This window comes from Ulvibacter sp. MAR_2010_11, from assembly GCF_002813135.1.
GTDB lineage: Bacteria > Bacteroidota > Bacteroidia > Flavobacteriales > Flavobacteriaceae > Altibacter.
Map to the genome: position 1 here is coordinate 1,272,600 of NZ_PHTY01000001.1, position 14,983 is coordinate 1,287,582.

Annotated in this window: 12 protein-coding genes; 6 read left to right on the top strand and 6 right to left on the bottom strand. The window is 40.5% G+C overall.

Going from position 1 to position 14,983, the window contains the following annotated elements; all coding sequences use genetic code 11:
- Positions 1–61: 61 nt before the first annotated feature.
- The 4 genes from ATE92_RS05970 to ATE92_RS05985 all read left to right on the top strand — a co-directional run bounded on the left by ATE92_RS05970 (position 62) and on the right by ATE92_RS05985 (position 6,548).
- Positions 62–2,365, top strand: coding sequence for a two-component regulator propeller domain-containing protein (locus ATE92_RS05970; RefSeq protein WP_100802838.1), 2,304 nt, complete (start codon positions 62–64; stop codon positions 2,363–2,365).
- The gene (gene recO / locus ATE92_RS05975) at positions 2,365–3,081 is read left to right on the top strand and encodes a DNA repair protein RecO (RefSeq protein WP_100802839.1); all 717 of its coding nucleotides are present in this window, start codon (positions 2,365–2,367) and stop codon (positions 3,079–3,081) included. Before ATE92_RS05970 ends, recO begins: the two co-directional genes overlap by 1 nt.
- A gap of 4 nt (positions 3,082–3,085) precedes the next feature.
- A complete protein-coding gene (locus tag ATE92_RS05980; protein ID WP_100802840.1) occupies positions 3,086–5,494 on the top strand; it encodes a TonB-dependent receptor in 2,409 nt (802 codons plus the stop codon).
- A gap of 82 nt (positions 5,495–5,576) precedes the next feature.
- Complete coding sequence (locus tag ATE92_RS05985) at positions 5,577–6,548, top strand: class I SAM-dependent methyltransferase (protein WP_100802841.1); 972 nt, start codon at positions 5,577–5,579, stop codon at positions 6,546–6,548.
- 6 nt (positions 6,549–6,554) lie between these two features.
- Here the strand turns inward: ATE92_RS05985 and acs are convergent, their stop codons facing one another.
- On the bottom strand, positions 6,555–8,462 hold the full coding sequence (gene acs, locus ATE92_RS05990) for an acetate--CoA ligase (protein WP_100804367.1): 1,908 nt from the start codon (positions 8,460–8,462) through the stop codon (positions 6,555–6,557).
- 98 nt (positions 8,463–8,560) lie between these two features.
- Positions 8,561–9,163, bottom strand: a complete 603-nt coding sequence (locus ATE92_RS05995) for a GNAT family N-acetyltransferase (protein ID WP_100802842.1) — start codon at positions 9,161–9,163, stop codon at positions 8,561–8,563.
- Positions 9,164–9,608: 445 nt separating this feature from the next.
- Here ATE92_RS05995 and ATE92_RS06005 point away from each other — a divergent pair, with 445 nt between their 5' ends.
- Positions 9,609–9,944, top strand: coding sequence for a single-stranded DNA-binding protein (locus ATE92_RS06005; protein WP_100802844.1), 336 nt, complete (start codon positions 9,609–9,611; stop codon positions 9,942–9,944).
- Positions 9,945–10,041: 97 nt separating this feature from the next.
- On the opposite strand, the gene ATE92_RS06010 is transcribed toward ATE92_RS06005, so the two are convergent.
- The 4 genes from ATE92_RS06010 to metG all read right to left on the bottom strand — a co-directional run bounded on the left by ATE92_RS06010 (position 10,042) and on the right by metG (position 13,949).
- Positions 10,042–10,497: a phage tail protein gene (locus ATE92_RS06010; protein ID WP_100802845.1), complete on the bottom strand. Its 456-nt coding sequence runs from the start codon at positions 10,495–10,497 to the stop codon at positions 10,042–10,044.
- Positions 10,497–10,961, bottom strand: coding sequence for a phage tail protein (locus tag ATE92_RS06015; RefSeq protein ID WP_100802846.1), 465 nt, complete (start codon positions 10,959–10,961; stop codon positions 10,497–10,499). Before ATE92_RS06015 ends, ATE92_RS06010 begins: the two co-directional genes overlap by 1 nt.
- Positions 10,962–11,064: 103 nt before the next feature.
- The gene (locus ATE92_RS06020) at positions 11,065–11,637 is read right to left on the bottom strand and encodes a DUF4255 domain-containing protein (RefSeq protein WP_100804368.1); all 573 of its coding nucleotides are present in this window, start codon (positions 11,635–11,637) and stop codon (positions 11,065–11,067) included.
- Between the two features lie 242 nt (positions 11,638–11,879).
- Complete coding sequence (metG, locus tag ATE92_RS06025; RefSeq protein ID WP_100802847.1) at positions 11,880–13,949, bottom strand: methionine--tRNA ligase; 2,070 nt, start codon at positions 13,947–13,949, stop codon at positions 11,880–11,882.
- A gap of 95 nt (positions 13,950–14,044) precedes the next feature.
- Between metG and ATE92_RS06030 the strand changes: the two genes are divergently transcribed.
- Positions 14,045–14,977, top strand: a complete 933-nt coding sequence (locus ATE92_RS06030) for an LD-carboxypeptidase (protein ID WP_100802848.1) — start codon at positions 14,045–14,047, stop codon at positions 14,975–14,977.
- The last annotated feature ends 6 nt before the right edge of the window (positions 14,978–14,983 follow it).

Below are 14,983 nucleotides of genomic sequence, written 5' to 3' on the forward strand. Positions count from 1 at the left end.
TTCAATACTGCAATAAATAGTATTTTAGCCTGTTATACTACATGAAAAATCAGCTCATTATATGAAGCAACTGGGATCCATTATTTTATTATTTGTTACAATTTCTATCCAAGCTCAAAATTTTGAAAGTCAATGGACAGGACATTTTTCATATCGTTCTGTCAAAAGTATATCCCAAGGAAATGACCGAGTGTACACCGCTGCCGAGAACGCAGTATTTACATATGACCTAAGTACTTTGGAAATTAATACCATATCCACCATAAATGGTTTGTCGGGAGAGAGAATTTCCAGTATTTATTATAGCGAAAATTTCAAACTGTTGATTATAGGGTATGAAAACGGACTGATGGATATAGTAATTGACGGTGATGAGGATATTTTAACTGTTGTGGATATATTAGATAAACCAACTATTCCACCGGATAGGAAACGGATTAATCATTTTAACGAGTACAATGGCAATTTATATATATCGACTCAATACGGAATCTCGGTGTACGATTTGGCGGCTCTAGAGTTTGGAGACACTTATTTTATTGGAGATATTGGAGAGCAAATAGAAATTTCGCAAACCACGGTTCAGGAGCCTTATATTTTTGCCGCATCTACTACTCAAGGAATTAAAAGAGCCTTGGTGGAGGATGATAACCTTATCGACTTTCAAAACTGGACTACCGTACTCACTGGAGGATGGAATGGCGTGCAAACGCTAAACACCGAATTGTATGCGGTGAGTGTTAATAATAATGTTGTTCGGTTTACTCCCCAGGGAGCGTCTAACACCGTGCAAAGCTTTAATGCCGCAGTGGTTGATTTTATGGCATTCGACGATCTTTTAACCATTACTACCCCCAATGCTATTCGATCATATTCAGAAGGATTTGTATTGCAGGCCTCGACCAATTCTACAGCTAATTTTGAATACAAATTACAATCCGGTCTTGCGTTTAATAGCACATTTTATATGGGGACTACAGAGCTTGGAATGCTCATAGTGCCCTTTGGATCGAATACGGCGATGGAAATTCTGCCCGATGGACCTTTATTAAATCAACCGTTTGCCATTGCGGCTTCTCCGGGACAGCTATGGGTAAATTTTGGAGATGTGGACGTTAATTTCAATCCCTTTCCATTAAGTGCCAGAGGGATTAGCAATCTAAAAGAGAGTGTCTGGACCAATATTGAGTATGAGGATCTTGAAGCGGCCGTAGGAACAGCAGTAACCGATTTAGTAGAGATTAGTATCAATCCGAATGATCCCGATGAAACCTATATGAGTTCATTTCACAAAGGCTTGCTCAAAATAAATGAACTTACACCCACTATTTTGTATAATGAAACCAATAGTCCCATACAAATCCCTCAAAATAACCCGGATCCAGCCGGGGTTGGAATCCGACTATATGGATCCGATTTTGACCGCGACGGGAATCTATGGACGGTACAATCATTTACTAACGATGCCCTAATACGACGTTCGCCGCAAGGTCAATTTCAAATTGTCGATATTTCGGTGGTAGTCGATGGAGAAAATGAATTGGCATTGAGCGACCTTAAAGTGAGTCGGGAAGGATTTGTATTCTTTGGAGCCACCCAAAGTGGTCTCGTAGGTTATAACCCAAACAGCAATCAATTTAATATAATAAGTACAGAAATTGGCAGTGGAAATTTACCTACCAACAACATTAGAGCCTTGGCATTCGACAATCAAAACAGATTGTGGATAGGAACCTTAACAGGATTGCGGGTTTTGTTTAATGTTGGCGGTTTCTTCGAAGAAGGGGCTAATACAGATGCTCAACCTATCATTATTTTAGACGGGGATGTAGCACAGGAGCTTTTGTTTGAACAATCGATTACAGACATTGAAGTAGATGGGTCGAATAATAAGTGGATTGCTACCGCAACCTCAGGGGTTTTCTACCTTTCTTCAAACGGACAGGAAACATTACTGCGATTTACAAAAGAAAATTCTCCACTTCCGTCTAACAATGTACAGGACATTGCCATAGATGCAGCTTCTGGTGTAGTTTATTTTGCCACAGTCAATGGGCTTGTTGCATACAACGGAACCGCAACGGCACCAAGAGATAACCTAGAGGGAGTCTACGTATTTCCTAATCCGGTTCGCCCCGGATTTAACGGCAATGTAACTATAGACGGTCTTACGGCCAGAGCAAATGTAAAGATTACCGATATAGAAGGCAATCTGGTTTTCGAAGAGACCAGTGAAGGGGGAAGCATCCTATGGGATACTACGGCCTTTGGAAAGTATCGGGTTAGGTCGGGTGTCTATTTGGTGTTAATTACCACAGACGATGCTTTGGAAACAAAGGTCTCTAAGATTATGATTATCCGTTAATGGAAGTAACAACGAAAGGAATAGTTTTTTCAACCATCAAATATGGTGAAGCCGATCTAATTGTTCATTGTTTTACCGAATCGGACGGACTTAAAAGCTATTTACTTAGAAGAATTCTTACCGCGCGTAAGGGTAAGTTAAAAATGTCGCTTTTTCAACCCTTAATGCTTTTGGAGCTCGTAGCTATTCATAAAAATAAGGGAACGTTAGAGCGAATTAAAGAGGCGAAGGTCGCACACCCTTTTAAATCATTACACGCAAACGTCTCTAAATCCGGGATGGTTTTGTTTTTGGCTGAAATGTTGAAGAACTCCATACAGGAAGAGGAAAAAAATCGTGAGTTGTTTCAATATATTGAAAACGCACTTCTTTGGCTGGATGAACATGATGCTATCGCTAACTTTCATATATTGTTTTTACTGAAATTGAGCGCTTACCTCGGATTTTATCCGGATGCTTCAAATATTGAATCTCAGTACTTTAATTTATCGGAAGGTAATTTTCAGGAAAGTCCGTTCGGGACTTACTGCGAGGAAGGCCTGAAAGTTGAGGCGTTAAAGGGCTTCTTCGGCATAGATTTTGATGCCCTTCCGCAAATTAAATTAACCAAAAAAGTACGACTCGAAACTCTGGATTTAATGCTGAGGTATTATCAATTACACATTCAAAGTTATAAAAGGCCAAAGTCTCTTTTGGTGCTAAATCAACTATATTAAAAGTATGAAAAAACTACTACTACTCACATTCGGTGTGCTGTTGTGCAATTTGTTATGGGCACAAAAAATTCAGGTTGTAGATGATGTTTCTCAAGAACCAATCGTGGGAGCTGCAATTTATAACGATGACAAATCGAAAAGCGGAGTAACCGATTTCGACGGATTTGTAGATATTTCTCATTTTACAGAAAACGAGCGGATTTATTTTCAGCATATCTCACATGTGGCGACCTCATTTGTGAAACGGGATATTGTTGCGTCAAATAATACTGTAATCATGGCGATTGATGCGAGTACTTTGGATGAGGTAGTACTTTCTGTGGCTAAATTTGGGCAGCAAAAAAAGGAAGTCCCCCAGCAAATTGTTAGTATTAATGCCGGAGACATTCAGTTTGCCAATCCCCAGACATCAGCAGATCTACTCGAAAGCAGTGGCCAGGTGTTTGTGCAAAAGAGTCAGTTGGGCGGAGGAAGCCCCATGATACGCGGATTCTCCACAAACCGATTGTTAATCACTTTGGACGGCGTTCGTTTTAATACTGCGATTTACAGAAGTGGAAATGTACAAAATGTGATTGCTATCGACCCTTTTTCTATTGAAACCACTGAAGTTATTTTAGGTCCGGGGAGCGTGATCTACGGAAGTGATGCCATTGGAGGAGTCATGAATTTCTATACCAAAAGACCAAAGTTTTCTTTTCAGGATGGATTGAAAGTTGGTGGAAGTGCAACAGCTCGCTATAGTACTGCAAACGAAGAAAAAACGGGTCATTTCGATATCAATTTAGGCGCAAAAGAATGGGCCTTTCTTACAAGTGTTACCTACAGTGATTTTTCAGATTTAAAAATGGGAAAACACGGACCGGACGATTATCTGCGTCCCGATTATGTTGAAATTCAAAACGGAGAAGATGTAATGGTCACCAACCCCGACCCTATGGTGCAAGTCCCCACCGGTTATCATCAAATTAACGCCATGCAAAAGGTGCGTTTTATGCCGTCGAAGGAATGGGATTTCGACTTAGGGCTATTTTATACTACAACAGGAGATTATTCGCGTTATGACAGATTAACACGAAGAAGAAACGGGAACTTGCGCTCGGCCGAATGGTATTATGGGCCACAAGAATGGATGGCCGGAAACTTGCAAGCGAAAAATAAAGCGTATAACGACGGAATTTACGATGAGGCAATTGTTACGCTATCTTATCAGCGCAACAGGGAAAGCAGACACGATCGTGATTTTGGGGAAACGACTCTTTTTGAATCAGAGGAAACAGTCGACGCTTATAGCGGCGCGTTCGATTTTGAAAAGGACCTCACTCGCGGAAAGTTGCACTACGGAATTGAATATGTTTACAACAAGGTAGGCAGTGTGGGATCTCAAACCGATATTACTACCGGCGATTCTCAACCTGATGCTTCCCGATATCCCGATGGATCCACATGGCAAAGTATGGCTGCGTATGGAAGTTTGTTGTATAAACTAACCGAAAATCTCGCTTTCCAGGGAGGGTTGCGTTACAACCATATTCTTTTAAATGCCACCTTCGATGATACTTTTTACGATTTTCCGTTTTCGGATGCCAATATAGACACCGGGGCTCTTACCGGAAGTGCCGGATTGGCGCTTCAAGCAAGCGAAATTTTAGGGCTGAAGGCAAATTTTTCGACTGCATTCAGGGCTCCCAATGTGGATGATGTTGGAAAAATATTCGACAGCGAACCCGGAAGCGTGGTCGTACCCAATCCCAATCTAAAACCCGAATATGCTACAAATGGAGAATTAGGAGCTTCGTTCGATTTTGGTAAGGTTGTAAAATTGGAGGTTGCAGGTTTTTACACAGTGTTAAGTGATGCCTTGGTTCGCCGGGACTTTAATTTGAACGGACAAACCGAAATTGAATACCAGGGTGAATTGAGTACTATACAGGCCATTCAAAATGCGGCAAAAGCCGAAGTCTATGGTTTTGAAGCGGGAGTGGAAGTGAATTTTTGTAAAGAAGTACAGCTTTCCTCACATTATACCATAACCGATGGCTATGAAGAGGATGATGATGGTATTAAAAACCCACTACGGCATGCGGCACCTCAGTTTGGGAATACGCACCTTCGTTTTAAAACCAACAAATGGAGGTTAGATGCTTTTACTGAATACAACGGACAATTCGATTTTAAAGATCTTGCTCCAAGTCAGGCGGCAAACGATTACCTCTATGCCTTGGATGGAGACGGAAACCCTTATTCACCACGATGGTATACCGTAAATTTTGGAGCTCAATATAGCGTGACGGAAGCAATTCTACTGAACGCAACTCTGGAAAACATTACCAATCAGCGGTATCGACAATACAGTAGCGGAATAAGCGCTCCCGGAACTAATTTAATCGTTGCGGCCACCTATACTTTTTAATGCTGAAGACACCGAATACCTATCTATAGACTCGCTGTATTTGAGTATCTTTGCCACTACTAAAAAATTGTAATTACGGCGCATGAGGTGGATCACACTCGATGATTTTATAGATGGATATTTCAAAATAAGACAGAGAGGAATTGATTTTTTCTTTTCAAAGTTTTCCTTAAATAAAAAGGCTCGAACGCGTAGCGCCTTTAATGAAAGTGCCGAAGAAGCAGCAAATTGGTGGATTATTCCGAAGGTTCTGGAACGCTGGAATTCACTAATTACAGGTAATCCAAAAACCAACTACAAAGAGCATTTAATCGAGGCCTATTTTAAGGACAGAAGCGGAATTAAACTGCTCTCTTTAGGATCCGGCGATTGCTCACACGAACTGGAATTGGCAACTTATTCTCAATTTGACGAAATTCTTTGTATCGATTTGGCCGAAAACAGACTTGATGAAGCACGTGAAAAGGCAAAAAAGCAAGGTCTCACCAACATCCACTTTTTGTGTACAGATTTGGAAGCGTATGAGTTTCCAGCCAACTATTTTAACGTTGTTTTATTTAATGCATCACTGCATCATTTTGAAAATGTTGAACAATTATTGGCCAATCCTATTAAAACGACCTTGGCTTCGGGCGGGTTGTTAGTAATCAATGAATTTGTAGGCCCTAATCGGCTTCAGTATCCCAAAAACCAATTACGAGCCATCAATGAGGCACTGCAGCTTATCGACCCTCCCTTCAGAAAAAGATATAAAACAAATTCAGTTAAAAATCATTATTACGGAAGCGGAGTTTGGCGCATGATTATGGCCGATCCCAGTGAATGTGTAGATTCGCATGCCATTATGCCTGCTATTCATAAACACTTTAAAACGCTGGAAGAAAAACCCTATGGTGGAAGCATCCTAATGAGTGTCTTAAAAGATATTTCACATCATTTTGTAAATCCCGATAAGCGTGGGGTAGAAATTCTTGAAACACTTTTTGCTTTTGAAGATAATTATCTGAAGGAGCACAGTAGTGATTTTGTCTTCGGTGTCTACGAAAAGGCGTAATGCCATTTATAATCTTTGCTGAATTATTTCCTCAACAACTTCGGGATTCAGTAAAGTAGAAGTGTCACCCAGATTCTCGGTTTCACCACAGGCGATTTTCCGCAAAATACGCCTCATAATCTTTCCGGAACGGGTCTTTGGCAGCTCACTTGTAAACTGAATTTTATCCAGTTTGGCGATAGCACCAATTTGTTTAGAAATAAGCTGATTTATCTCCCCGCGTATTGCTTCAAAATCTTCGATTTCAGCACTTTCTTTCAAAGTCACAAATCCGTATAACGCATTGCCCTTTATATCGTGTGGAAATGCCACAATGGCACTTTCAGCAACATTGAGATGCTCGTTAATGGCGTCTTCAATGGGTGCTGTTCCCAAATTGTGACCCGAAACTATAATTACATCGTCCACTCTTCCTGTAATGCGATAATTTCCTATCGCATCCCTTAAAGCTCCGTCTCCTGTAAAGTATTTGTCATTAAAAGCAGTAAAATAGGTGTCTTTAAAACGTTGATGATCTCCCCAAATGGTGCGCGCCATTCCGGGCCATGGAAATTTTATACAAAGTCTTCCGTCGACATTATTTCCTTTTATTTCCTCTCCTTCTTCGTTGACCAAACAAGCCTGTATTCCCGGGAATGCTAAGGTCGCAAAAGTTGGTTTTGATGGGATAATTCCCGGCAGGGATGTAATCATAATTCCGCCGGTTTCGGTCTGCCACCAGGTATCTACAATGGGACATTTCTTCTTTCCAACGGTTTCATCATACCAATGCCAGGCTTCATCATTGATGGGTTCTCCCACCGTCCCCAAAACTTTTAGAGAAGATACATCATGCCCTTCCACAAAGGCTACTCCTTGTTTCGCCAAGGCTCTAATTGCCGTGGGCGCCGTATAGAACTGATTCACCTTATGTTTGGCAACAATTTGCCAAAACCGACTGAAATCGGGATAGGAAGGGACACCTTCGAATAGCACCGTCGTCGCGCCATTTGCCAAAGGGCCGTATACAATATAACTGTGCCCGGTAATCCAGCCAATGTCTGCTGTGCACCAATACACATCGTTTTCACTGTACTGAAATACGTTTTTAAAGGTGTAAGCGGTATAGACCATATAGCCTGCAGTGGTGTGCACCATCCCCTTTGGTTTTCCCGTCGATCCTGAAGTGTATAATATGAATAACGGATCTTCTGCCTCCATGGTTTCGGCTGGACAGACGGGAGCAGCTTTGTCCAGTAACGGTTGCAACCATTCGTCCCTACCTTCTTTTAATTTGATGTCGGAATTGATTCGCTTTGCTACCAAAACGGAAGTCACTCCCGGACAATTTTGTAAAGCCTCGTCAACAATTCCTTTTAGATCTATTGTTTTATTTCCGCGGAAAGATCCGTCGCAAGTAATCACCATTGAGCAATCGCAGTCGTTTATGCGCATCGCTAGCGCATTCGCCGAAAAGCCTGCAAAAACGACCGAATGGACAGCTCCAATACGGGCGCATGCCAATACCGAAACAGCCAATTCGGGAATCATGGGAACATAGATACACACCCGATCTCCTTTTTTTATGCCTCTACTTTTTAGGACATTCGCAAAACGACACACCTGCTCGTGCAATTCTCGATATGAAATATGCTTAGCCGGTTCATCGGGATTATTGGGCTCAAAAATTAGTGCGGTTTTGTTGCCACGTTGTTCTAAATGTCTGTCGAGGCAATTTTCGGTGATATTGAGTTGTGCCCCTTCAAACCACTTAATTTCCGGCTTTGAAAAATCCCAGGAGACCACCTTGTTCCATTTTTTACGCCACAAAAAATTTTCTTCCGCAAGAGTTTCCCAAAAGGATTCGGGATTGGAAATAGATTTAGTATAAACTTTTTTATAGTCGTCGAAAGAAGTAATATGATAATCGCTCATAGCCTTATTAAGAAAAGTCATTTTATGAATACTAAGATACCATATTTTGAATCAAAGCTTGTTCTTCCCGAACGGGAACCACAGGGGAAAAGTTGCAATTAACTTCTTTGTGTTTTATTGAAAAGATTGTTTTTCACACTGTCGTACCATTCCTTCTGAAGGATACTCAATACAATACTATCACGCCTTCCCGTTGCACTTTTGCAATTACTTCGCAAAATACCCTCTTCGACACAGCCAATACTTTTCATTGCGGCAATACTCCGGGCATTATTGGCATCGGCACGAAATTCGACCCGATCCCAGCCTATTTTTTCGAAGGCAAATTCCAACAACAGGTATTTGCAGTTTTTGTTTAAGCCGGTTCCCTGAAATTCACTTCCGTACCAGGTATATCCCAACTGGGCTGTATTATGCCCTTCCTGAATATCGTAAAAGCGAGTGCTTCCGGCATATTTTTGATGACGCTTGTCGAAAACAATAAAGGGATAACTGGTTTTTTCTGTCCTTCCTTTTAGAGCGAATTCCATATAATTTTTCAGGTTTTCGAGTCCGTTGGCAGGAATAAGGGAGTAGGTCCAAAGTTGAGGTTCGTACAATGAAAAAACCGACAAATGTTCCATATCGTCCATAGTTAATGGACGAAGTAAGAGATGCTCATTTTCGAGAATATAGTCTTCGTTGGGATTGAAATTTGACATATAGTTTAAGGGAATTAGAGAAAATTCATAGTATTTAAATCAAAGATAACGAGAAAAAGATAATGGGTAAATCTATTATTTTCGGGGTAACTAATAAAGAAAGACAGCGAAACTTACAAATGTATGTTTTACTAAAAGGTTGCGGCGGTTTCCCTTTAAAATTTGGTAAGGTCACATTTCTTGAATCCCGACCACGACTTTTTCTTTTTTTCTTTTTTATCGACTGCTTGCTTTTTCTAATTCAATAATTTAATCCTGTTAAGATGTAGATATTGAATAGTTTTTGATGTTTTCGGCGCTGTAAAGCGAAACAAACGTTTACAAACAACTATAAATGATAGTAAGTGGGTAACAACCGAATATTATTTGGAAGCTGTTTCATATTTGCAGTGTTGAATCATCGTGGTTCAACTGTCTTAACTGTTTAACATTAAAAATTAGTATTATGAACACGCTTAGAAACAAAGTACAGTTGATTGGAAACTTAGGAAATGACCCGGAAATTATCACAATGGACTCGGGAAAGAAATTGGCAAAATTTAGTATCGCCACAAACGAATCGTATAAAAATCAGCAAGGGGAACGCGTTACCGACACCCAATGGCACAATGTAGTGGCCTGGGGGAAAACTGCCGAAATTATTGAGAACTACGTTACCAAAGGAAAAGAGGTAGCCGTAGAAGGGAAACTCACCCATCGTTCTTACGAAGACAAGGAAGGTCAAAAGCGCTATGCCACAGAAGTTGTGTGCAACGAGTTGTTACTTTTGGGAGGCAAGTAAATTGACAACCAAACTAAAAAAGGCGGGAACTTCCCGCCTTTTTTGTTTAAGAGTATTATGTGTTTTTTAGGATCATAATTTAGAATTTATTACTGATTTATACGCCAACCTCTTCACAATAGCTGTACGCAAATTCCAAAGTTTCAATAAGTATCTCGTTGTTCATTAAATTGAGACCAGACGCCGACCACTTTATCGGCCTGGCATTTACAAACTTCCAAGCTTTTAGAGGCAGACCGTTTTCATTTAACAATGTAACTACAACTGTCTTTGTAGAAATATTGCCGGATAAACCTTCACTAAATGTCTCCAGACACCAGTTCGCTATTTCAGAATTCTTCGAAATTAAGCCTCTTTTTAAAATAAGATTTGAAAATTTTGCAGAAGTAGGAACCCGATGCTTAAAGCTGTTGTTCCCGCCATCTGCTATTTCTTCAGTGTTCATTTCCATTGAAATACCGGATACTTCTGTAAACGATGCATCCGAAAGCCCCGCTAATCCACTAAGACTTAACCGAAAATTAAAGGAAACAGATGGATGTGCTTCTTCCATTAACCTCCGTTTGCAATAGTGAGTCCTTCGTGAGAGAGTTCTAATGTTTCGACTGCAACTTCGTTTGCATCCGATTTCATATCGGTTCCTGTGATCTTGGTAGGCCAAGCATTAGACAGCGTCCAGGTCATGGTTGGTGTACCCGATTCATCCATTAACTTTATAATTACAGTTCCCCTTTTTATGGTATTCATTTCAATAGCATTGTACCATTGCCAGAAATTATTATCGTTAACAAAAATTCCCTTTTTAAGAGTCACATTTCCTGTTTTGGCTATCCCCGGCATTTTAATGGTTGAAAATAGTTTGCTGTCCCCGTGCCTGTACTCAATGGGTTGTGTTTCTGTTTCCAAGCCGGATACTTCCTGAAACGAAACAATATTGTCCGGTGAACCTAGACTTACCGTAAAGTAAAACTTTGGTAGGGGCCAGGAGGGTCCTTGTTGTGAGCCGTCGTCTGCCATGATTTTAAAATTTAAATTAGCATCTTTTTTAAGTTAAATGTAAATTATGATTGTATGCTACATTAAGTTCCAACCATTTGTGATAGTGTATACTCATAGTTTGTTATTTTAGATTGGTCTTATTCCCCAAACCTGTAATCGCCGGAATTTCTTTCTTAATTTTTTCTTCTTGAATAGTCATCATTCGCATTTTGTAAACAATTGAAGGTACATACTTTGCACCTATGCCGCTCCAAATATGAATTAATTCAGTAAAAGGCATATTGTAAATCTCAAGCGATAGTTTCGTTAGAGGCTGTTGCATTGTAGGATGCTCCTGTTTTGTGAAATAGGGATTTGCTTGTAAGGAAGTTAATACCGACGAAAGTATTTTAAGGCCATTCAAATAGCTGTTAAAGTTCGTCGAAACCATTAAATAAAGATTTAAGTTGATGGGGGGAGTTAGTTTTCCTAAGGGATTTCCTCCATCGGTTTTATGGGCACTTGGGGATTTCATAAAGGTTTCATGCTCAATGTTAAGTACCGAAACCACAATTTTGTTTTCAACGTTTTCGGCAATGCTTCCATCCGGATTGATGAGACTGCCGGCAATGACCAAATCTTCATCCACCCCGGAGTTTAGGCGTAGCTCTTGATTGAGGAAATTGGTTAAAAAAGCAAGTGCTTTTGAAATCATACTATTTTTGGTTTGAGTTCTTTTATCCAATATTTTTATAGAGAATGCAAATCACTCTCTAGCATCACAGTTGCGTATTGTACTTAAAATATAGGGCGGGGATAAGCAAAAATTTCTTGAACGAAATCGTTCGAAGGATACTTTAACCTCAGTAATATACTGCTTCTAAAATAATAATTAACAGCAATGTAGAGGATAAAATTGAGTTGGTTTACAACTCAAAGAAATAATAACAGTTTTTGTTAGTTTATGGTTGCTCCATTTTGCACACCCTCTTCTCCCGGATTTACGAATACCAGCTTTCCGTCGGGTGTTTCAGTCATAAGGATCATCCCTTCACTGTCTACACCGCGTAAGGCTCTGGGAGCTAAATTTACAAGTACGGTTACTTTTTTACCAATGATCTCTTCAGGAGTAAAACTTTCGGCAATCCCCGAAACAATGGTTCGTACATCGATACCCGTATCTACTTTCAATACCAGTAATTTTTTTGCCTTGGGCATTTTTTCAGCTTCCAAAATAGTACCCACCCGCATGTCGAGTTTCGTAAAATCGTCAAATTGTATGGTTTCTTTCTGTGGGGTTACAGTTGCATTCATGGCTTGGTTTTCCTTTTTACTGGCTTGTAATTTTTCTAATTGTGTCTGAATTTGTTCGTCTTCTATTTTGCTGAAAAGTAATTCGCCTTCCCCAATAGTATGTCCTGTAGGAAGGAGTTCGGATTTTGAAGAAACGTCATTCCATGTAGATGCTTCGACAAGCTCAGCATGACAGAGCATGGATTTTAATTTTTTAGAGGTGAATGGTAAAAACGGCTCACTTAAAACTGCCAATGCCGAAGCAATTTGCAAGGCGACATACAACACTGTTTTGGTGCGCTCTTCGTCTGTTTTTATGGTTTTCCACGGCTCTTCGTCGGCCAGATATTTGTTTCCTAATCGCGCGACATTCATCAATTCCATCTGCGCTTCGCGGAAACGATAGCGTTCTATAGAACTGGCAATTACAGCAGGATAGGCTTTTAATTCATCGAGTGTTTGTGTGTCTATTTCTGAAAAAACGGAAGGCGCCGGCACCAACCCGTCGTAATACTTATTGGTAAGCACAACAACACGATTTATAAAATTCCCGAATACCGCCACCAATTCGTTATTGTTGCGCGCCTGAAAGTCACTCCATGTAAAATCGTTGTCCTTGGTTTCGGGAGCATTGGCTGTTAAAACATAGCGCAAAACGTCCTGCTGATTTGGAAACTCTTCCAAATATTCATGCAACCACACTGCCCAGTTCTTACTGGTAGAAATTTTATTGCCTTCCAGATTCAGGAATTCGTTTGCCGGAACATTATCCGGGACAATATAACTGCCTTCGGCCTTCAGCATACTTGGGAAAATGATACAGTGAAATACAATGTTGTCCTTTCCTATAAAGTGTAATAATTTGGAGCCTTCGTCCTTCCAATACGGTTCCCAGTCCTTTCCTTCCCGTGTAGCCCATTCCTTGGTTGCCGAAATGTATCCAATAGGTGCATCAAACCATACATACAAGACCTTACCGTCGGCTCCGTCTATTGGCACCGGAATTCCCCAGTCCAAATCACGAGTAACTGCTCTGGGTCGAAGTCCGTCATCAATCCACGACTTACATTGTCCGTACACATTGGTTTTCCAATCTTTTTTATGATCTTCCAGAATCCACTCTTTCAACCAATCTTCATATTGATCTAAGGGCAAAAACCAGTGTTTTGTTTCTTTTAAGGTAGGTACTGCCCCGGTAATTGCGCTTTTCGGATTAATAAGATCGGTGGCATTGTGTGAGGTACCGCAATTTTCACACTGGTCACCGTAACTTTCTTCAAATCCGCATTTGGGACAGGTACCAATTATAAAACGATCTGCCAGAAACTGTCCGGCTTCAGCATCGTATAATTGTTCGGTTACTTCTTCACTAAACTTTCCGTCTTCGTATAATTTTTTAAAGAAATGAGACGCTGTTTCGTGGTGTATTTTTGCTGAGGTGCGGGAATAATTATCGAATGAAATTCCGAAGTCTTCAAACGATTTTTTAATAATTGCATGGTATTTATCGACCACCTCTTGCGGTGTAATTCCTTCCTTTTTTGCTTTGATGGTAATTGGCACACCGTGTTCGTCACTTCCACAGACAAAGGCGACATCTTTACCTTGTATACGCTGGAATCGCGCATAAATATCGGCCGGAACATATACCCCTGCTAAATGACCTATATGTACAGGACCGTTGGTATAGGGTAAGGCTGCGGTGATGGTGTATCTTTTAATATCTAGACTCATTTTTTTCGGAAAAGCCTACCTTTAGGGATAAGCAGGCACAAAATTACATATAAATGTGCTAATTTGGGTGCTTTACTTTTTTAGATTTCTTATAAATGACTACACCTCCATTCCTTCAAAAAGGCGATACAGTTGGAATTGTATCCACAGCCCGCAAAATTTCCAAAGAGGAACTACAGCCTTTTTTACAATTGTTAGAATCCTGGGGATTACAGGCCAAGTTGGGCATCTCCATAGAAGCCGAAGCCCATCAATTTGCCGGAGATGATACCTTACGCGCCAAAGACTTTCAGAATATGATGGACGATGCTTCGGTAAAAGCGATCTGGTGTGCTAGAGGCGGCTACGGGACGGTACGGATCATCGATAGGCTAAACTTTTCAGAATTTAAAAAAAATCCCAAATGGATCGTCGGGTATAGTGATGTGACAGTGTTGCATTCGCATGTGCACAATTTCAATATTGAATCAGTACACGCCAATATGGCGATGGAAATAGATAGTAAAACGGAGGCTACACGTACTTCGGTTAGAGATGCTCTTTTCGGAAAAGACTTTTCCATTGAGTATGCTTCGGAAGGGAAACTAAATAGAAACGGAACGACTTCAGGAATGCTGGTAGGAGGCAATTTATCACTTTTGTATTCGCTTTGCGGAAGTAGTTCAGCCATAAACACAGCCGGGAAAATTCTTTTTATTGAAGACCTGGATGAATATCTGTACCATATCGATCGAATGATGCAAAATTTGAAGCGAAACGGATATTTTGAAAACCTCAAAGGGTTAATTGTAGGCGGAATGAGTGATATGCGCGATAATACTAAACCCTTCGGAAAAAGTGCCGAGGAAATTATTTCGGAAACTGTTTCGGAATATACATTTCCGCTGTGCTTTCACCTTCCGGCCGGACATATTCAGGATAATCGAGCGTTAATTCTAGGAAGAATGGTCGATTTGAAAGTTGAACCCAAGATCGTAAAGCTCAAATTTTCAAATCCCAAATCCCAAATCCCAAATCGTAAATCGTAAATCTAC